The sequence below is a fragment of the Bartonella sp. AP7XZML genome, assembly GCF_042195745.1.
Taxonomy (GTDB): Bacteria; Pseudomonadota; Alphaproteobacteria; order Rhizobiales; family Rhizobiaceae; genus Bartonella.
The window spans coordinates 1-20,139 of record NZ_JBHIOT010000095.1; the positions used below are offsets into that span (position 1 = coordinate 1).

General features: G+C 37.5%; 16 protein-coding genes. 7 read left to right on the top strand and 9 right to left on the bottom strand.

Going from position 1 to position 20,139, the window contains the following annotated elements; translation table 11 throughout:
• A partial coding sequence (locus ACFILT_RS07060) for a pertactin-like passenger domain-containing protein (protein ID WP_375679817.1) occupies positions 1 to 4,653 on the bottom strand: 4,653 nt, incomplete at its 3' end.
• 572 nt (positions 4,654 to 5,225) lie between these two features.
• Here ACFILT_RS07060 and ACFILT_RS07065 point away from each other — a divergent pair.
• Positions 5,226 to 6,515, top strand: a complete 1,290-nt coding sequence (locus tag ACFILT_RS07065; RefSeq protein WP_375679043.1) for an MFS transporter — start codon at positions 5,226 to 5,228, stop codon at positions 6,513 to 6,515.
• Here ACFILT_RS07065 and ACFILT_RS07070 read toward each other — a convergent pair.
• From ACFILT_RS07070 to ACFILT_RS07080, 3 genes are read right to left on the bottom strand one after another with little or no spacing between them, the layout of a single operon-like run.
• Complete coding sequence (locus ACFILT_RS07070) at positions 6,512 to 6,778, bottom strand: hypothetical protein (RefSeq protein ID WP_375679042.1); 267 nt, start codon at positions 6,776 to 6,778, stop codon at positions 6,512 to 6,514. The two genes, ACFILT_RS07065 and ACFILT_RS07070, sit on opposite strands and share 4 nt — an antisense overlap.
• Entirely contained in the window at positions 6,765 to 6,944 is a 180-nt protein-coding gene (locus tag ACFILT_RS07075) for a hypothetical protein (protein ID WP_375611245.1), read from the bottom strand. The genes ACFILT_RS07070 and ACFILT_RS07075 overlap by 14 nt, the downstream gene beginning before the upstream one ends.
• Positions 6,944 to 7,390, bottom strand: coding sequence for a DNA polymerase III subunit chi (locus ACFILT_RS07080; protein WP_375612923.1), 447 nt, complete (start codon positions 7,388 to 7,390; stop codon positions 6,944 to 6,946). The genes ACFILT_RS07075 and ACFILT_RS07080 overlap by 1 nt, the downstream gene beginning before the upstream one ends.
• Positions 7,391 to 7,786: 396 nt before the next feature.
• Here ACFILT_RS07080 and lptF point away from each other — a divergent pair, with 396 nt between their 5' ends.
• The 6 genes from lptF (at position 7,787) to rsmA (ending at position 15,326) form a co-directional block, all read left to right on the top strand.
• Entirely contained in the window at positions 7,787 to 8,977 is a 1,191-nt protein-coding gene (gene lptF, locus ACFILT_RS07085) for an LPS export ABC transporter permease LptF (protein ID WP_375679041.1), read from the top strand.
• Positions 8,974 to 10,065 carry an LPS export ABC transporter permease LptG gene (gene lptG / locus ACFILT_RS07090; RefSeq protein ID WP_375645472.1) on the top strand — a complete coding sequence of 364 codons (1,092 nt, stop codon included), beginning with the start codon at positions 8,974 to 8,976 and terminating at the stop codon, positions 10,063 to 10,065. The genes lptF and lptG overlap by 4 nt, the downstream gene beginning before the upstream one ends.
• A complete protein-coding gene (locus tag ACFILT_RS07095; protein ID WP_375679819.1) occupies positions 10,066 to 12,426 on the top strand; it encodes an LPS-assembly protein LptD in 2,361 nt (786 codons plus the stop codon). It abuts the gene before it with no gap.
• 109 nt (positions 12,427 to 12,535) lie between these two features.
• Positions 12,536 to 13,492, top strand: a complete 957-nt coding sequence (locus ACFILT_RS07100; protein ID WP_375612927.1) for a SurA N-terminal domain-containing protein — start codon at positions 12,536 to 12,538, stop codon at positions 13,490 to 13,492.
• Positions 13,492 to 14,505: a 4-hydroxythreonine-4-phosphate dehydrogenase PdxA gene (gene pdxA, locus ACFILT_RS07105; RefSeq protein WP_273791070.1), complete on the top strand. Its 1,014-nt coding sequence runs from the start codon at positions 13,492 to 13,494 to the stop codon at positions 14,503 to 14,505. The genes ACFILT_RS07100 and pdxA overlap by 1 nt, the downstream gene beginning before the upstream one ends.
• Entirely contained in the window at positions 14,496 to 15,326 is an 831-nt protein-coding gene (gene rsmA, locus ACFILT_RS07110; protein ID WP_375679820.1) for a 16S rRNA (adenine(1518)-N(6)/adenine(1519)-N(6))-dimethyltransferase RsmA, read from the top strand. The genes pdxA and rsmA overlap by 10 nt, the downstream gene beginning before the upstream one ends.
• Before the next feature lie 29 nt (positions 15,327 to 15,355).
• Here the strand turns inward: rsmA and gmk are convergent, their stop codons facing one another.
• The 5 genes from gmk to fabG all read right to left on the bottom strand — a co-directional run bounded on the left by gmk (position 15,356) and on the right by fabG (position 20,137).
• Positions 15,356 to 16,033 (bottom strand): guanylate kinase, encoded by a 678-nt coding sequence (gene gmk, locus ACFILT_RS07115; RefSeq protein WP_375652280.1) that lies wholly within the window; start codon positions 16,031 to 16,033, stop codon positions 15,356 to 15,358.
• Positions 16,034 to 16,332: 299 nt separating this feature from the next.
• Positions 16,333 to 17,442, bottom strand: a complete 1,110-nt coding sequence (gene mltG, locus ACFILT_RS07120) for an endolytic transglycosylase MltG (RefSeq protein WP_375611236.1) — start codon at positions 17,440 to 17,442, stop codon at positions 16,333 to 16,335.
• Between the two features lie 96 nt (positions 17,443 to 17,538).
• Positions 17,539 to 18,801 (bottom strand): beta-ketoacyl-ACP synthase II, encoded by a 1,263-nt coding sequence (fabF, locus tag ACFILT_RS07125; RefSeq protein ID WP_375622331.1) that lies wholly within the window; start codon positions 18,799 to 18,801, stop codon positions 17,539 to 17,541.
• 101 nt (positions 18,802 to 18,902) lie between these two features.
• Positions 18,903 to 19,139: an acyl carrier protein gene (locus ACFILT_RS07130; RefSeq protein WP_004860281.1), complete on the bottom strand. Its 237-nt coding sequence runs from the start codon at positions 19,137 to 19,139 to the stop codon at positions 18,903 to 18,905.
• Between the two features lie 260 nt (positions 19,140 to 19,399).
• Entirely contained in the window at positions 19,400 to 20,137 is a 738-nt protein-coding gene (fabG, locus tag ACFILT_RS07135; RefSeq protein WP_375679036.1) for a 3-oxoacyl-[acyl-carrier-protein] reductase, read from the bottom strand.
• Positions 20,138 to 20,139: the final 2 nt, after the last annotated feature.

Consider the following 20,139-nt stretch of genomic DNA (forward strand, 5'->3'; position numbering starts at 1 on the left):
GTGAAAAATCATCGCTGGAGCCGCAGACATAGACAATACCGCATCTGTAGAGGGAGTGGTCAAAAAGTGAGAAACTGAAAGATTCTCACTCAATTGTGGAAAAGGATGTTCTTTATGAACTGGACGCACAATCATTTGATCGGCTAAAGATTGAGAAGAGGTTGAAACAGCAGTTTGTTGTTTTTCATCAGAAAGAGGATGAGAACTTCCTGAACCTAAGACTTCAATAACGTGACTTCCAAGAGAGGAAATAGTTGGAGATACAGAAGCCTGAGATTTTTGCCTTAAGTTTTGGCGGTTTTTTCTTCGACGTGGCAATTTAATAGCATGCTCTTGTGGTGCTGTAATCGTTGAAAGAGAAGAAACTGATTGATTTTGATTTAAATGCCGCATAGATCTGCTTCTACTACGTGGTAAACTGTTGAGAAATGAAACATTATCAATAAATACTGCAGATAAATACCAAACTTTTTCACCCCCATCCTCATCAATTCTCTGTTTTAAACCATACGTATAGGTTCCGCCATCAATAGTTTTAACATTTGCACCAGAAAAGCTTCTCAGGGTAAAATGTGCGCCTCCACTTTGATCAACAATTAAATCAAGTTCTGTTGAAGAAGGATCAACAATTTCAATACCGGAATCTAAAATATTTATTGTGTGAGAACCACGGCCATTTTTGATAAAGAGATAATCACCTTCTCCTTCTGCAAGGCTGACATTAAAATCGAAATGTAGACTCCCCAAAAGATTATCAATATAAAGCTTAGAGTAATGTAAATCGGATTCTGTAGAAGTAAAAATGACTTTTCCTACACCGCTTAACTGCTGAATGTGTGTACTTTTATCGTCAAACCCACGAGCAACGGAGTATAATTGAGCGTCTTCTCCGTTTAATTCAATGTTTTCTACTATAGTTTGTTGACCATTATCTCCAGCATCAAGATGGAGCCCACCAAAATCCTGAACTTTTATTTCTCCTCCTAATATTGCACCAGGAGAAATCCATGAATTAGCATTACCTTCAATCGTTAGATTTTTTACAATGCTACCAGCATAGACTTTTTGAACACCACCAGTGCGTAAAATGACTGTATTTGCTTCACCTCCTGCTAAAACACGCTGCACACCCTCTGAAAAGATTTCAGCATTTACAGCTAAACCGCCGGCTTTTTCTGCAAAGTTATCATCATTAGGAAACCACTTAGCAAGAGTTTGTACTCCTCCACTCATCACTTTTGTTCCCACAGCCATCCCATCATCATATACATTCTGCTGTCCCGGCGTATCACCTTGACCATAAAGTGTCGTGTTATAAGCACTGCTCCCCACAATTCCACCATTTACATAACCATTTCCGAAAACAAGCTGCTCCCCACCATAAATTTCAGCTCTCAATGCAGAGCCTCCCCCCTCCACTTTTTGTTTTCCACCCTCGTAAATAATCGTAGATTCTGAGACCCCCTGTTCCCCTACAATCTCAGTACCACCATTTTCAATGGTTGTATTTTTACTGAAACCACCAGCTTCAACATAAAGTCTTCCTGATCCCTGAATTGTATTATTAATAGACTTCTTAAGAACACCTTGCTCTCCATCATCAGAGACATAAACTACGTTATCATCACCGAGCAAAGAGCTTTGTAGAATTCCTCCTCCTTCCCCAATGCTGTAATGAATTACATCAGAGATACTAAAATCTTTTGCCGATGTCATATTTTCTTCTTTTTCAGGAAGCTTATCTATAGGCGACTCCACATGAGGTGAAGGAATTACAGGAGCAGAAGTTATTTGTGATGTAGCCAAAGACCAAGTCTTTCCCCCATTATCATCTTTTGTCTTTAAGCCATACATGTAGGCTCCACCATCAATCGTACTCGTCTCTTCACCAGAAAAATCTGTCAGAGTAAAATGCGCATTTCCGCTTTGAACATGAATTAAATCAAGCTCCAAAACTAAATTCTGATCTTGTAGAGGAGAATTGGTAATTTCAACACCAGAATCGGTAACACTTATGGTGTGATTACCTGATCCTTGTTTTATCAGAAGATAATCACCGCGCTGTTCTGCAAAATTAGTATGCAACCTAAAATGTAAACTCCCTGAAAGATCATTGATCTCAAGTTTAGAGTAATGTGGATTAAACACGGTAGAAGTAAAAATAACACGACCATTCCCACTCAGATTCTCAATCAAAGAACTTTCACCATCTATATTAGAGGCAATCGCGTACAATTTTGTATCTCTACCATTTAAGACAATTTTTTCTACTTCAGTACGAGATTGCTCTGCACCAGCATAAAGATAAATCCGTCCAGAATCATTAACCGTTGTCTTTCCTTCCAATGTTGCGCCACCATGTAACCACGATTGTGCTTGATCCTTAACGGTTAAATCTTTTACATAACCTCCTAAATCTATTGCCTGAAAAGCAGTTCCTTCTAAAAGAACGCCAATCGCGATTCCTCCCGCTAAAACATGTTGCTGTCCACCAGAAAAGACCTTCGTATCAAAGGCAAAACTGCTATAATGGTCTAGATCTTCTTCCACAAAAAGATTTTGTACCCCTCCTTCCATGATCTTTGTGCTAAAAACCTCTCCATCATCATACACATTCTGGTATCCTAACACTCCATTTTTACCAGAAACGATAGTGTCATAGGCACTGCTTCTTACCATCTCACCTTTGATATCAGACTTTCCTGAAACAAATTGCTCACCTCCGTAAATTTTAGCCCCTTCAGCTTTTCCCCCCTCTTTAACCTTTTGTTGCCCACCTTTATGAACAATAGTATCCTGTGAAAGACCCTGTGTTTTAATAAGCTCAGTGCCACCTCTTTGAATTGTCGTATACAAGCTAAAACCACCGCTATAAACGGAAAGCTTTCCACCATCTTTAACTGTATTACTAATTGAAGTTTCTCCATTGCTATCAACTTCCTTGCTACTCGTGTCAAAGCTAGGATCTGCAATAGAAACAGTTGTTCCTTGATCAATTGTGAGTTCTGTAAGTAAATCACTTGATGAACCAGTATATGGTTTCAATACTCTATCAAAAACTTGAGAAGTTGTCTCATCAATGGTGTGGTTTGCATCTAAGTACCAAATTTTACCAGTACCCTTATTGTTTCTATGTTTCAAACTGTACCGATAGGTTCCGGCATCAACAGTTCCGATTTTTTCACCAAAAGTGTTTGTCAGAGTAAAATGGGCATTTCCGCTGCGATCAGTAATTAATTTAAGCTTTTTGTAAGAAGAATTTGTAATTTCACGCCCAGAATCAGCCACACTTATTGTGTGAGAACCAGAGCCCCTTTTTTTAATCACAAGATAATCACTAAGCTGCTTGGCAAAATTGACATTAAAATCGAAATGTAAAGAACCTGAAAGATCATCGATATTAAGCTGTGAATAATGCTTATTAGTCCCTAAAGACGTAAAAATAACTCTCCCATTTCCTTTTAAATTCTTAACATTAATCTCAGTTTTTTTGCCGTTATCTTCAGACGCAATAATGTATAGTTTGCTATCTTCTCCATTTAAATTAAGATTTTCTACTTCCGTAACAGCTTCACCATTTCCAGCATAGAGATAGAGGTTGCCAAAATCATTAACATTTGTATCCTTATCTAATATCGCACCGGCAAAAACCCATGATTGTGCTTGATGATTAATTGTTAGATTATCCACGTATCCAGAATCATATATCTTCTGAGTAGCTCTATCGTATAAAGTAACTTCGCTCGCATTCCCTCCTGCAAAGATATTCTGCATACCATTTTTAAAAAGTTCGGTACTCAGTGCAAAAGCCCCCTCATTAATTGTAAAATCTTCATCTTTTATATCGGCTGTATCAGCATCTTCTGAGAAACCGTTATGAAAATTCTCTTTACCATCAAGATTCTGGACACCACCTTCCATAATCTTTGTGTCAACAGCCATCCCCCCACTATAGACACTTTGTATTCCTAGCATTCCATCTGCAGCATGAATTTCAGTGCCATAAGCACTACTTGCCTTATCTTCACGCGACAAACCATCCCCAAGAAACCCCTTACCAAAAATAATCTGCTCACCGCCATGGATTTGAGCCCCTTCTGCATTTGCACCACTCTCAACAATTTGTTTCCCCCCTTTTTTAACAGCGGCATATTCCGAACTGCTCAAGTTTTGGACAAACTCAATCCCACCATGCTCAATTGTCGTATCCCTGCTAACACTTGCTGCATCAATGTAGAGTTTTCCCCCTTCTCTAACCGTATTATTAATGGAATAAGCTGCATCTTTATAGTTAAAGCTATTTATTTCAGAACCTTCAGAGTCACGGTTAGTAATATAGATCGTAGCACCATCGCTTATTATTGAATTTGTGAGTACTTCAAAGAATAGCTTTTCTAATCTCTTCCTTTCCTCTTCTGAAAGATCACTTCCTTCTACTGTCTGTTTATTCTCTATCTTTTTTGATCCCCCCTTTTTTTCTTTTAGTCCCCTCACTTCCGATAACAACTTTCTTGTCTCTTCTAGGTGTTCACTGATACTTACTGGTGTTAATAACTTTTCTCTTGGTGTAGCTACTCCATATGCACTCGCAATCTTGACAAAAAAACCACTGGCCATTACCGCACAAAAACTTAATTTCAATTTGCGTTGCATTATTTACACTCCATAATTTTAAATTTAAATTCTCCCATTTAGAAAAAAGTGCATAGATCAAAACAACACAACGTAATTGCTCAACCTCATGTCTTTTAAGATAGCAAAGCATTCGATGGATTAAGCTCTGACAGATCAAATATACACCATGTGTTTTAAAATGCATGCACAACTAAAAGATTTAATTTGTTTTAGATACACTTTAAAAGTGTTATAATTGCATCCATGAAAAATATTTTTAATATTTTGAGACACTAAACACTGATCTACGAATAAGATTGATTCCTTAATAGATAAAAATGGCATTAAACTTTAAAGGAAACAGCAATGTGAATGAGAGCTGCGTTTATGGCCACCTATTGCCATCTTCTACAGCATTTAAAGCAGTGTCTTTATTTTATTCAATATGGATAATATATACACCACTTATTCATACTCATCAGTCCATAATCATTGTTCTAATATATAACGAAGTGTCATAATATTGACTCGACACTGATTTGAAATTTCTATAGTTATAGTCAGTTAACTCGTCATTTGATTTGTCATATACTGAAAGGGACATTCTATTCATGTCTATAAACTCAGAAATGAAAGCTACAAGCAACAGAAATTCCCCTCGTCGCATTTTGTTTGCAAGCCTTATTGGCCCAACAATTGAATTCTTTGATTTCTATGTCTTTGCCACTGCCGCAGCTCTCATATTTCCTCATGTGTTTTTTCCAACACAAAATGATCAGATTGCCATTTTACAATCTTTCCTGATCTTTGGAGCGGCCTTTTTTGCTCGGCCCTTTGGATCAATTGTTTTTGGACATTTTGGAGATAAAATTGGAAGAAAAGCAACACTTATTGCTTCTCTTCTCACAATGGGTCTTTCAACAGTCATTATTGGTTTTCTTCCTACTTATGAAACCGCTGGATGGTTTGCCCCTTTCCTCTTGACCTTGTGCCGTATTGGACAGGGAATGGGATTAGGAGGAGAATGGGGAGGAGCTGTTTTGCTCGCAACAGAAAATGCCCCTCCAGAAAAGCGCGGCTGGTACGCGATGTTCCCCCAATTGGGTGTTCCAATCGGTTTATTTTTATCTATTGCCGTTTATTTAGGTCTGTTGCATTTCCTTGATCATGAAGAACTTTTAGCTTGGGGATGGCGCATTCCTTTTATTGCTTCAGTTATTTTTATGATTATAGGATTATGGGTCCGTCTTTCAATCAATGAAACTGTTCAATTCAAAAAAACTCTTGAAAGTAAAGAACGTGTCAAAGTTCCTATCATCGATGTCTTTTTAAAATGTCCACGAATCCTATTTCTTGGAATATTTTCTGGTATGGCAACATTTGTTTTGTTTTACTTGGTCACTGCATATTTGTTAAGCTACTCAACAAACCATCTGCAATTGCCATTTCATCAAGCTCTTCAAGTCGAAATTGTTGGTGCTATTTTCTGTGGAATTTTTACTGTCATCACTGGAAAACTCGCTGATCGTATTAGACGTCGAACTTTGATGATTTGGGTTACAATCATCACCGGTATCTATTCTTTTGCAATTCCTTATTTCTTAAATTCTGGAGTTATAGGAGTCCTTGCAATGTCTGTTATCGGTTTGTCTATCATGGGGATGATATACAGTCCTCTTGGTGCTGTTTTGGCTTCACCATACCCAACAGCAATTCGATATACTGGTTCTTCTATTACTTTCAACTTATCGGGTATCGTAGGAGCCTCTCTTGCGCCTTATATTGCAGAATATCTGGTACAACATTTTGATACATCTTATATCGGCTATTATTTGCTTCTTGCTTCTTTTATTTCACTGATTTGCTTCGTCGGATTTACAGATGATGAAATATCCAACTAAAATATAATAAAGAAGAATAAAATAAGTACTGGCAGCAAAAATGCTGCCAGTTTCATTTTTAAAGACAGGGGTTGAGGTATTTTCCACCACAATATTCCCGCGAACAAGGCACTCAAAAAGAAAAATAAAAAATCTGCAATATTGCTTATATAAGAAACAGCAAACATTTCTGATAAGATATGCGTTGTCCCCAACCATGAAACGCAAAAGAAGGCCAACATCACAGCCCATAAAACAAGCAAAATTCGATCAATAATTATCATTATGGCGTTTCGTTTTTTTAATTATAGTCCATATATTTAACATGCCTAAAAGAAAAATCACAATAAAAACCCAACGCCCTCCCCCTGAGCCTTCCGTAATAAAAAGTGCAGGATTTACTATTCCCAGTAATCCTATAAAAATCAGAACAATAGATACAAGACGCATTAAACCTGTTTTTCCCAGCGACGATCTTCAGTCTGTTGCCAATACGTTAAATTATGATTTTCCATTTTATATTTTTTCCACTGTGCACGAACGAGATTCAACTGCTCTTCACTTCTACCATCAAATATCACGACAAGCCGTTGATAAGCATCAATATCCGAACAAACAGCTCCCTCTATGAGAAAACGAATCTTTGAATCATTCGGATTTTCTTGTCCTGTCGTAAGAAATACAGGCTGAAAGTTTGGATATTGATCACACTCCGTTCCATGTCCAATAAATGATTCATCAGTATAAACCCATAAATGTATATCTATAGAATCGCGTTGTTCTTTACTCACACACTGTATTGTTACTTTACCAAAACGAGCCAATGCACGCTCCACAAGCGTCGGCAAAATATCCTTCAGCGTTGACTGCGTCAAATGATAGAATAAAATATCCAATCTCTTAAGCCTTCATCATTCTTTATAAAAAGCTAACATCTTTTTAAAAAAACTTCTATATCCCTAATACAAAGGAAACGGTTCAAGATATAAACCCTCTTTTTTGATTGAGATGCATTATCTTTTTGCACGTGTCTTTAAAAGACAAAAATTTTTATCTTCAACGTTAATAAAAAAGTTTTTTAAGTTATTTTCTAGATTCTTTGTAGACTATAGTTGAAAATAAAATATAATGTACGGAAAATTTAAAGAGGACCTCATAGGCAATTTTATATTATTTATTTGGTAAAAATATCCAATTCATGAAAGGATATTTTTTCAAACTTTATTACATTTTAACCGAAAGCAGTAAGAATATTTGCTATCGAATTAAAAACTGAGGATTTTCCCCAATTTATGCGTATTATTGAGTTCTACATCCTGAAACGTGTCCTTGTTTTGTTTAGTTCTGTCATGATTGCAGCAGTGGGCGTTAGTTGGACTATACAAATTCTTGCACGGATAAACTTTCTCACAACAAGTAAACAAACACTCCTCACAGTCTTACAATTTTCACTCTCATTGGTTCCTTCTGTTATTTTTGTTGTCATTCCGTTTGCATTAGTTATCGCAATTACAACCATCCTCTCAGCAATGCATCAAGACTCAGAACTTGCTGTCATCAATGCCTCTGGTTTTCCTAAAAGTATTGTTTGGAAACCTATCCTTCTTCTTGCTATTGTTGCATCCTGTATCTCCTTTTCTATAGCTAATTTTGTTGTTCCTCAAGCGCGTCTTCATATGCGACAAATGCTAGCAAGCGCTCATTTTGATCTTATTAATCTATTCATTAGTGAAGGGAGCTTCCAAAAACTCGCCAATAACCTTTACATAGAAATTGGTGAACGAAATCCAAATGGAACACTTGAACGCCTTTTCATTGCCGACCAGCGTGATCCTAAGACTGATCTTTTTTATTATGCAACAGACGCATCCATTGTGAGCAATAAAAACGGCAGTTTTCTGGTTCTCAATAACGGTGAAATAGAAAGAGTCAATCATCAAAATAACAGTGTTTCAATCGTGCAATTTAGCTCATATACTTTTAGCCTAGGAGAGTTTATCCCTAGTGATAAAACACCTACTCTTTATCCAAAAGATCGGTCTCTTTCTTATTTACAAAACCCTGACCCAAAAGATCCCTACTATCAACGAAAACCACTCCAATATAAAGCTGAATTTCACCGCAGATTAACACAATGGCTCTACCCTATTGTTTTTTCACTTATTGCATTAGCAGCAGCAGGGGATGTACGCTCCCATCGACAAGCTCGTCATTCCGCAAATATCTCGGCAATTGCCCTTTCTTTTCTGGTGTATTGGATAGGATATTTTTTCGCAGAAAAAGCAAAAAGCGATCTTGCATACGTTCCTCTCCTTTATATTATACCTATAGGAACAAGTGCATTTGTCTTTTTTATGCTTTTAACGAATCATAAAATTGGGCTTCCCACAAAAGTTAATGAGATACTTCAAATCGCTTTTCAAAAAATAATGAACAAATTTGAACATCGAAAATCTCAAGATTCCTCGGATGAAATATCATGATTGGGTGGACACTTGGACGATATTTTTTTATACGTTATCTTAAAATAACTTGTTATTTCTGGGGAAGCATTTTTGTTCTTGCTCTTTTAATCGATTTCACAGAGAATTCCGGTAGGCTATCTTCCCTTCCGCATTATACAGCAAAAGATGCATTTTTCCTCTCTGTTTTACGCATCCCTTTTATCATGCAACAACTTATCCCTTTCATTGCACTCTTTTCTGCAATGGCAACGCTTATCTCGCTCAACAAAAAACTTGAACTTGTGGTGACTCGTTCAATCGGTGTTTCTGCATGGCAATTTCTTATGCCAGCTTGTTTTGGAGCTTTTCTTTTAGGATTATTTTCAATTCTTCTCATTAATCCACTTGCTGCATGGGGATTTTCTCAAGCAGAAAAAAAGATGACTGAATGGCGCAATCACAATGTACTAACACCTCTTCACAATACAAGTATCCACTGGTTAACACAACGTACAAATTTAGGCAGAACAACCATTGGTGCTAAATCTATCACCGATCAAGGACTTTCTCTTCTCGATGCCACCTTTGTACAATACAATGACAATGCAACCGTTAAAAATTGGATTAACGCCCCAAAAGCAACCTTGACTAATGGATTTTGGCTATTAACAAATGGAACAATCTATAAAATAGGGCATCCTCCTGAAAAATTTACCGTGTTGCAAATAAAAACCAATCTAAAACCTGAATTTTTAACGGAACGTTTAGTGAATCCCGCAACTATTCCATTTTACCAATTGCCAAAAAAAATTATGATTGCACGTTCATTTGGCTATTCTGCTAATAATTTTGATATGTATTTCCAATCTTTGATTGCATTACCGGCATTGCTTGTGGCAATGACCCTCATTGCAGCAACTGTATCTTTAAATTTTACACGTTTTGGGCAATCTAGAATGTTGATTCTTGGTGGCGTAATAGCTGGGTTTATGCTTTATGTTATTTCCGTACTTGTTCAAGCTTTCGGTAATGCTGGATATATTCCACCAATTATTGCAGCTTGGACACCCGTTGTTATTGCGTTATTCTTAGGAATCTCTTTTTTACTTCATAAAGAGGATGGCTAAGTGAAAGCATTAACACTTAAAAAAACTATTTTAACAAAATTAAGTGCTCTCGCTTTTAAAAGTGTTGTGGGGGTTATTTTAGGAAGTGCTTTGTCTTATTGTGCGCACGCTCAAAGCCTTCTATCTCCTTCTCAAAGTCGCATTCAAAATCCGGAACCTCCTCTTTTGCTCTCTGCGGATGAACTCATCTACAATCGTGATGAAAACACTGTTTCTGCACACGGTAATGTTCAAATCGAATATGATGGCAATAAAGTTGTCGCTCAAAAAATTATTTACAATCAAAAAACAGGACGGCTTATAGCACAAGGGAACGTTGAAATTACTCAAAAGGATGGTAATAAAATTTATTCCAACCAAATTGATATGACCAAAGATCTTGGCGAGGGTTTTGTAAACGCCTTACGTATTGATACAGCCAACAATGTTCACTTTTCAGCCCAAAATGCTACACGCAAACACAACCACATAACAGTCTTTGAAAATGCAACCTATACAGCCTGTGAACCTTGCTCTTATAAACCAGATAGAGACGTCCTATGGAAAATTAAAGCAAGAAAGATCATATGGAATAATAACATCAAAAAAATTCGGTTTGAAAATAGCAGTTTTGAAGTTTTTGGTGTACCGATTATAAAATTTCCAAATTTTGAGATCTATGATCCAACTGTCAGGCGTGCTAGCGGTCTGCTTACTCCTCATTTTTTTTATACTGATTATCTCGGTATGGGGATAAAGAATTCTTATTTCTGGAATCTCGCCCCCCATTATGATTTTACCCTTTCTTCTACGGTTTATACCCAACAAGGGCTTTTAACCGAAGGGGAATGGCGTCAGCGTTTAAAAACGGGACGTTATAACATTCGCTTTGCTCATATATATCAAATGAAACCGCATAGATTTGATAATGATACGATTGATGCCCAACATAAAAACCGTTATATGCTGGCGACAAAGGGGGATTTTCGTATTAATTCACACTGGACTTATGGATGGGATATTCTTGCACAATCAGATCGGCATTTTAGTCGTGCCTATAAACTTGAAAACTATAACAATCCTACACAACTTTCTCAGATCTATTTGAATGGTCTTGCAGGAAAAAATTATTTTGATATGCGTTTTTATCATTTTAAAGTTCAAGATTCAATATTGAATGATCCTCATTATGAACGTCACTCTCGGCAAGCGTGGGTCTTACCACGCATCGATTATTTTTTCACACCAGATGAACCCATTTATAATGGAGAGCTTACCTTCCATAGTAATATGCAATCAGTTTATCGTCGCCATGCTGACTTCAGTTCACCCGACCAGAACGGAAACCCTCTCAACACAGTAAAACTTTCTGGTATGGCTGGAAATAGTTTGCGTTTAACAAACGAGCTTCAGTGGAAAAAGCGCTTCAACACGCACAACGGACTCATCTTAACCCCTCTTCTCTCTCTACGAGCTGATATCATTACAACCAATGCAAGCGAAAATCACACAGATTCTATAGAAAACAATGCCTTATCCGCAATTCATGGTTCAGCAATTCGTGGCATGGCAACAGCAGGGTTGGAACTACGTTATCCCTTCCTCATTACAGCTGATCATTCTACACATATTATAGAACCAACTGCACAAATTTTTATACGCAATAATGAACAATATATTGGACAAATTCCTAATGAAGATGCTCAAAGCTTTGTCTTTGATGCAACCACTCTCTTTCAACGAGACAAATTTTCTGGTTATGATCGTGTAGAAGGTGGTACAAGAGCCAATATAGGTATAAGATATTCTGGAAGCCTTAATGATAATTGGTCTCTTTATGGTCTCATTGGACAATCCTTCCATCTAGCAGGAAAGAATTCTTTTGCAGAAAAGGACTTTATCAATGTCGGTACTCATTCTAGCTTAGAGGCAAAACGTTCAGACTATGTTGCAATGTTTGGTACAACCCATAAAAGTGGTTTTTCCTTAGAAACGCGTGGACGCTTTGACAAAAAAACAGGAAAAATCCGCCGTAGTGAAATCGAAGCATCACAAAAATGGCAAAATTTTTGGGCGGCTCTACAATATGCCTATATCGCAAAGCAACCAGACTATGAATATTCTCAAGAGCGCCAAGAAATTTCTTTTCAAACAGGACTTAAATTAGCAGATTATTGGTCCATTAATAGCAACGCCGGTTATGATTTAGTATCTGGTACATTTATAAAGCGAGGAATTAGCTTGAGTTATATGGATGAATGTTTCGGGTTAACATTCGGTTATCAACAGGTAACGAATCCAGGCAGGAAAGCACCCTTGCAAAACTTTAATTTCTCTCTTTCATTGCGTACGATTGCAGATATCGGAAAAAAGATAGATTAATTTATAAAGGGAATGTATCAGTCATTTAACTTATCATTGTTTTTATGAAAGAAAGCGTGTATTTTAAGTTGTTGATGAGAATTAATAAACAATGCGAAAGCCTATTTACATGAATAAATTGAAAAAGCGTTTTCTTGCTTTATTTTATATTGCGTCTTTGAGCGTAAGTAGCCTGTTAATAAATGGATTTTTGATTCCGACAGTCTTTGCGCAGACTTCTATTGTTGTTACAGTTAATGGCAACCCCATCACAAATTATGATATACAAAGACGCCTTGCTTTTCTTAGATTACAACAAAAGCAAGGCAATTTGGTGGCACAGGCTAAAAAAGAGCTTATTGACGAAAAGCTAAAAAATATTGAAATAAAACGTCTTAATATTGAAGTAAGCAATGATGAAGTTGATAGAGCTTTTGAGAATTTTGCGACACAAAATAATATGACGATTGATCAGCTCAACCAGATTCTGATCCAAACTGAGATCACAGTGCAACACTTTAAAGATTACATCCGTGGACAAATAGGATGGGGGCGTCTTGTTAGCGCACGCTATCAAGCTGAAACAGGTATGATTAGCGAACAAGAAGCTGTACGCAGAATATTAAAAAATGGTGGTGTAAAACCTTCAACCAACGAATATACATTACAGCGAATTGTTTTTGTCATTCCTGCGCATCGTCGTTCAGAGATCTTTGAAAGACGTCAAAGAGAAGCAAGTAATTTTCGCGCACATTTCCGTGGATGTGCCAATGCTCACAATCAAGCAAGAGGTATTTTAGACGTTACTATCCGCCACTTAGGAAAGTTTCTGGAGCCACAACTTCCTAATGCATGGGAACAAGCTATTCTTGAAACGCCTGCTGGAAAAATGACAAAATTACAAGAAACATCTGATGGAATTGAAGCAATTGCTGTCTGCAAAATAAAAAGAGTTTCTGATGATTATGTCGCTCGACTGATATTTTCTCTTCAAGATAGTAAAAAAAGAAGCCCGCAAAAACTTGAAGAATTAAGCGACAAATATTTAGGAGAACTGCGCCGAGTGGCACGCATTCAAAATTCATAATGGCTGCTCTTATTGTTAGCGGTGGTGATCCTGCCGGAATTGGTCCTGAAATAGTATTAAAAGCGTGGAATTTGCGTGTTACGCGCCAAATTCCACCTTTTGTACTTCTTGCTGATCCAGATGTTATTCGTTCGCGCGCTCGTTTTTTACAGATTGATGTTGAGGTGCAATCTGTTTTAAGCAATAATCCTGCAAAAAATTTTCAAAACGCTCTTCCTATCATACCGTTAAAAAACAAACAAAGTGATCAATTAGGTATACCTTCATCGAATAATGCCGCTGGAATTATTGAAGCAATTAAACGCTGTGTTCAATTGATTCAAAATGGCCATGCATGTGCACTTATCACTTGTCCTATTGCAAAAAAGAATCTTTATGATGCCGGTTTTCAATTTCCAGGTCATACAGAATTTTTAGCTGATTTAGCCCATAAAGCTTTTCATAAATACTATCATCCAGTTATGATGTTAGCAGGACCTCGATTAAAAACAGTACCAATAACTGTTCATATTCCATTTAAAAATGTTCCTTCACAGCTTACCCGTGATTTAATTATTCAAACGGTACTTATTACTGAATGTGACTTAAAAACACGGTTTAAAATAACGTCACCCCGACTAGCTGTTGCTGGTCTTAATCCTCATGCTGGAGAAGGAGGTGCAATGGGCAAAGAAGATATTGAAGTTATCACTCCTGCTATTGAATATCTTAAAAAGAAAGGACTCAATATTGCAGGCCCGCTACCTGCCGACACAATGTTCCATGAATGTGCAAGAAAGGCATATGACGTTGCCATTTGTATGTATCATGATCAAGCCCTTATCCCTGTTAAGACATTAGACTTTGACAGCACTGTTAATGTCACGTTAGGTCTACCTTTTATTCGCACGTCTCCAGATCACGGAACTGCTTTTGACATTGCTGATAAAGGGATAGCCTCTCCCGAAAGCTTTATTGCTGCTCTTAAACTTGCAAATCAACTTGCAAAAAATAGTTTAATACCATGCCAATAGATAATCTCCCTCCTCTGCGTGAGGTCATTGATATATATGGATTACAAGCGCATAAATCTTTGGGGCAGAATTTTCTTTTTGATCTTAATTTAACATCTAAAATTGCTCATCAAGCAGGCAATATAGAAGGAAAACCTGTTCTTGAAATTGGTCCAGGTCCCGGAGGTCTCACACGTGCCTTGCTAGCAAAGGGTGCCATTGTAACAGCAATAGAACGCGATGAGCGCTGCATACCGGCTCTCTTAGAAATAGAAAAACACTATCCTAAAAAATTAAAAGTTATTTGTAATGATGCACTGAAGCAAGATTTCTCAAAACTCTTTGAAACAAGCCCTGTAAAACCGCGCATTATTGCAAATCTTCCCTATAATATTGGGACACAACTCTTATTAAATTGGCTTTTGACTGAACCATGGCCTCCTTTTTATGAATCAATGACATTGATGTTTCAACGTGAAGTTGCCAAACGGATTACAGCTAAACCTCAATCTACTCATTATGGACGTCTTAGTGTCTTAACTGGCTGGCGTACCACTGCTAAAATTGCTTTTGATGTCCCCCCTCAAGCCTTCATACCAATACCTAAAGTAACGTCTTCCGTTGTTCATATTATTCCGCGAATACAACCTCTTTCCTGCTCTGCACAAAAACTAAGCCTCGTCACAAAAACCGCCTTTGGGAAAAGACGAAAAATGCTTCGTCAAAATCTCAAAATACTTGGAGGTGAAAAGCTATTAGAAAAAGCTGGAATTGATGGAACGCGCCGTGCTGAAACGCTCTCGATTTCTGAATTTGTAACTTTAGCGCATCTAGTGCTCTAAAAAATGCACTTTGTGTTATAAAACCTTTTTTAATCACAACATTTATCGATTTTTTCAGCAATAAGCCCATCAACAAAAGAGCCAAGATAAGAACAACGCTCACGTTTTACGGTTTCAGCTAAATAAATTGATTTAATAAAAGATAAAGACTGATCTAAATCTTCGTTAATCACAACATAATCATAAGAAAGCCAATGCTTTAACTCCGTTCGTGCATTTTCCAATCGCAAATTGACAGTATCTTGACTATCTTCTGCTCGACGATGTAAACGCGAAACAAGCTCTTTCATTGATGGTGGAAGAATAAAAACAGATACAGTGTCTCCTAGCATCTTTTTTTGCAGCTGCTCGGTACCTTGATAATCAATATCAAATAACATATCTTGGCCAGCATTCAATGCGCTTTCAACAGTTTCACGTAAAGTGCCATAATAATTTCCGTGAACTTCTGCCCACTCAATAAATTCATCCCTATCACGCTTATATTCAAACTCTTCTTTTGAAATAAAGTAATAATGCAGCCCATCTACTTCACTAGGACGCCTTTTCCTTGTAGTCATACTTACGGAAAGCTCTAATTGTCCCTCTTTTAGAAGTAATCGAGAAATTGTTGATTTACCAGCACCTGAAGGCGAAGAGAGAATAAATAAAAAACCGCGGCGTTGATTCATTTTTATAGTACTCAATTTACTTTCAAAGACTGTCATTACATCACTCTACTTTGTTCATAAATGTTTCTCCAAAATTTGAATTATACATTATCTCAACCTCTCTCCTAATCAATGTGTTTTCTTAGCAATTCTCAATGTTATTCTGCTCTTTTTTGAGATAAGGTATTAGCAGTATATTCACTTCTTTCTTAAATATTTTTCTCCATACGCCAACCCCACTTGTGACAGACAAGAAAATGATTTTTTATCATTCTCATAAAAAGTTTAAATAGAAAAATTTTACTATAATTGGGATTCTCATTTACGATGCAAAAAGATGTGTTATCACTATAAATTCAATGTTTTGCCTTTAATTCTCGCCACTTGCGAACATTCATATTATGTTCCTCTAAAGTTCGAGAAAAAACATGCCCTCCTGAACCATCAGCAACAAAATAAAGTGCATCACTGCTTGGTGGATGTGCCACCGCTTTTAAAGAATCTCGACCTGGATTTGCAATAGCCGTTGGGGGCAAACCATTAATTTTATAAGTATTATATGGTGTTTCCTTCTCAAGATCTGAACGATAAATTGCACGACCGGATGGTTTTCCTTTTCCTCCGAAGAGACCATAAATTACTGTTGGATCCGATTGAAGACGCATATGCTTTGTAAGGCGGTTATAAAATACCGCAGCAACCATTGGTCTTTCTGCTGCAATTCCCGTTTCTTTCTCAACAATTGAAGCTAATATAACAAATTCATCAATTGATTTAATGGGTAAATCAGGTGAACGCGTAGCCCATATAGCATGAATTAATTTTGTCTGTCCTTCACGCAACCTGTTTACAATCTCTTTACGCGTTGTTCCCCGAATAAAACGAACAGTATCCGTCATTAAATAACCTTCTGGAGGCAAAATTTTTGGAAGGTCTCCAATCAAAATTTCATTCGCAGCTAATCGATCGAAAACTTGCTGAACCGTTAAACCTTCAGGTACTGTAAATGTATACTCTATAGATTTTCCTTTCACAAGAATATCCATAATATCCTGCATCGAAGCATGAGCTGGAATTAAATATTCACCAGCCTTCAGATGCGTTGTTTTTTGGTGATAACCAACCCCATAAACAAAAATATCTGATGATCGAATGAAACCACGTTTTTCTAGCAATGAAGCAATTTCACGAATTCCGGTACCAGGATGGATAAGAACAATTTGTTCTTCCTCAATTTTTCCCTTTTCTTCAAAAATACTTTTTCCAATATAAAGAGGAATACTTATGGCAAAAAGAATAATCACAATCAGCATAAGAAAAAAATGACCGAGAATGACCAACGGATTACGGACGATAGATGATTTCTTTCGTTTTTTATGTATTAACATGTCATAACTATCTGCTAAATGATTCGAAGAGGAATCACTTACGTCCTTTAATGATTTTCCATTTTTCACATCGGACATAACCCCTCAATAGCGATTAAGGATAATATTATAATTTCTTATTCACCTTATAATAAAGTAGAAAACTCAAAAGCAAAAATTAAATAAAAATACTTATTATCCCCTAAAACGTCGCATCACCAACGATGCATTTGTCCCACCAAATCCAAAAGAATTAGAAAGAATCGTATCAATCTTTCGTTCACGCGGTTTGTGTGGTACAAGATCGATTTTCGTTTCAATCGATGGATTGTCAAGATTAAGTGTCGCTGGGGCTATATTATCCCGTATAGCTAAAATAGAAAAAATAGCCTCAGCAGCACCGGCTGCACCAAGTAAATGCCCGATAGATGATTTCGTTGATGACATAGAAACTTGTGGTGCATAACTCCCTAAAACACGCTCAACAGCCGCTAGCTCTATGGAATCAGCCATCGTAGATGTACCATGAGCATTAATATAATCAAGTTCACTTACATTCACTTGTGCACGCTTAAGAGCAGCTATCATACTACGCTGAGCCCCTTCACCACTTTCTGAAGGCGCTGTAATGTGGTAAGCGTCACCAGATAAACCATAGCCAATAACCTCAGCATAAATACGCGCTCCTCGTTTTTTTGCATGTTCCAGCTCTTCTAAAACAACAACAGCTGCTCCTTCCCCCATCACAAAACCATCACGATCAGTATCATAAGGACGTGACGCCCGTTCAGGATCATCATTGCGACAAGTGGAAAGAGCTCTACAAGCTGCAAAACCTGCAAGAGATATCCGATTTATTGGAGATTCGGTTCCCCCTGCCACCATGACATCTGCATCACCAAACATAATCAAACGTGCCGCATCACCAATCGCATGCGCCCCTGTTGAACAAGCCGTTACAACAGAATGATTAGGCCCCCGTAAACCATATTGAATAGACACATAACCAGAAGCAAGATTAATCAAACGACCTGGAATAAAAAAAGGAGAAACACGACGTGGACCCTTATCACGAAGCGTATAACCAGCTTCAACAATACCCTCAACTCCCCCAATTCCCGAACCAATTAACACGCCTGTACAAATCTGATCTTCATCACTCTTAGGAAACCATTCGGCATCTGCAAGCGCTTGGTTAGCAGCTGCCATTGCATAAACAATAAATGCATCAACTTTACGTTGCTCTTTAGGTTCCATATACAAATCAGCATTATAAGTCCCCTCTGTTCCATCCCCTAAGGGGATACGCGCAGCAATCTGGCATGGCAAATCTGACACATCAAACTCAGTGATACGTCGGACACCACTTCTTCCTTCAAGAAGTCGTTTCCAACTATATTCAGTATTACCAGCTAATGGAGATACCAACCCTAAACCAGTAACAACAACACGTCTCATAACTTCTAACCTTGAACTAAACTTCACCTCTCAAAGCTCTCTTTTCAAAAGAGCTCCGAAGAATATAGGCAAAAGCAATTTATGCCTTTGCCCTTTAGTAATCACGCAGAAGCTTTATCAATGAACTTGACTGCATCGCCAACTGTAAAAATCGTTTCAGCAGCTTCATCTGGAATTTCTACCCCAAACTCTTCTTCAAAAGCCATAACGAGTTCAACCGTATCAAGGCTATCAGCCCCTAGATCATCGATAAAGCTTGCATTTTCTACAACTTTATCAGCATTAACCCCAAGATGTTCCACGATAATTTTCTTAACGCGCTCTACTGTATCACTCATGTTGAAATCCTCGAATTTATATTTCCTATAATTTGGTTAACTATATCGGTTCATCTAATCAAGCAATAGATGCATTACTTTAAAAGATTTTAGTAATGATTTAAAACATCCTGTGGATATCCCCTACAAAATGAACCAATCTGACATTCCGACATCAATTGATCAACGACCATATTAAAGAAATAGATGCATCTATCCATTTCAATCGTTACTATCTAAAATAATACAACTCATAAATCAATGTGGAATAAAATAAATACTCAAATCATTGCCATTCCACCATTGATATGGAGTGTTTGACCTGTCGTATAGGCTGCTTCATCGCTTGCTAAATAAACAGCAGCAGCGGCTATTTCTTGCCCACTTCCCATACGCTTCATCGGAATCGCAGCCATAATGGCTTCTTTTTGCTTTTCATTAAGCTTGTCTGTCATTGCAGATTTAATAAATCCTGGAGCAATACAATTGACAGTGATGTTTCGCGAAGCAATTTCTTGTGCCAATGCTTTAGAAAAACCTATCAAGCCTGCTTTTGCAGCACAATAATTCGTTTGTCCAGGGTTTCCCACAACACCAACAACAGATGTAATGTTAATAACCCTTCCATAACGGCGGCGCATCATAGAATGTATTAATTCACGCGTCAAAAGAGAAGCAGCTGTTAGGTTAACTTCTAAAACATCATCCCAGTCTTTATCTTGCATACGCACAAAAAGACCATCCCTAGTGATTCCCGCATTGTTAACCAAAATATCGACGCCATCCATTTCTCTTTCTGCAACTTCAGCCAATTGTTTAATCGATTGGCGTTCAGAAAGATTAGCGGGGAATACAAAAACATTCTGCCCTAATTCTGCCGCCACTTCTCTAAGCTTTTCTTCGCGTGTTCCATGAAGTCCAACAATGGCTCCTTGTGCATGAAAGCAGCGTGCAATTGCCTCACCAATTCCTCCCGAAGCCCCCGTTACAAGAGCTTTACGTCCTGTTAATCTAAACATTT

Excerpts from the sequence above, each read along its gene's own strand:
- ACFILT_RS07065 (WP_375679043.1), top strand. The coding sequence starts at position 5,226 with ATGTCTATAAACTCAGAAATGAAAGCTACAAGCAACAGAAATTCCCCT.
- ACFILT_RS07070 (WP_375679042.1), bottom strand. The coding sequence starts at position 6,778 with ATGATAATTATTGATCGAATTTTGCTTGTTTTATGGGCTGTGATGTTG.
- ACFILT_RS07075 (WP_375611245.1), bottom strand. The coding sequence starts at position 6,944 with ATGCGTCTTGTATCTATTGTTCTGATTTTTATAGGATTACTGGGAATA.
- lptF (WP_375679041.1), top strand. The coding sequence starts at position 7,787 with ATGCGTATTATTGAGTTCTACATCCTGAAACGTGTCCTTGTTTTGTTT.
- lptG (WP_375645472.1), top strand. The coding sequence starts at position 8,974 with ATGATTGGGTGGACACTTGGACGATATTTTTTTATACGTTATCTTAAA.
- ACFILT_RS07100 (WP_375612927.1), top strand. The coding sequence starts at position 12,536 with ATGAATAAATTGAAAAAGCGTTTTCTTGCTTTATTTTATATTGCGTCT.
- pdxA (WP_273791070.1), top strand. The coding sequence starts at position 13,492 with ATGGCTGCTCTTATTGTTAGCGGTGGTGATCCTGCCGGAATTGGTCCT.
- rsmA (WP_375679820.1), top strand. The coding sequence starts at position 14,496 with ATGCCAATAGATAATCTCCCTCCTCTGCGTGAGGTCATTGATATATAT.
- gmk (WP_375652280.1), bottom strand. The coding sequence starts at position 16,033 with ATGACAGTCTTTGAAAGTAAATTGAGTACTATAAAAATGAATCAACGC.
- mltG (WP_375611236.1), bottom strand. The coding sequence starts at position 17,442 with ATGTCCGATGTGAAAAATGGAAAATCATTAAAGGACGTAAGTGATTCC.
- fabF (WP_375622331.1), bottom strand. The coding sequence starts at position 18,801 with ATGAGACGTGTTGTTGTTACTGGTTTAGGGTTGGTATCTCCATTAGCT.
- ACFILT_RS07130 (WP_004860281.1), bottom strand. The coding sequence starts at position 19,139 with ATGAGTGATACAGTAGAGCGCGTTAAGAAAATTATCGTGGAACATCTT.
- fabG (WP_375679036.1), bottom strand. The coding sequence starts at position 20,137 with ATGTTTAGATTAACAGGACGTAAAGCTCTTGTAACGGGGGCTTCGGGA.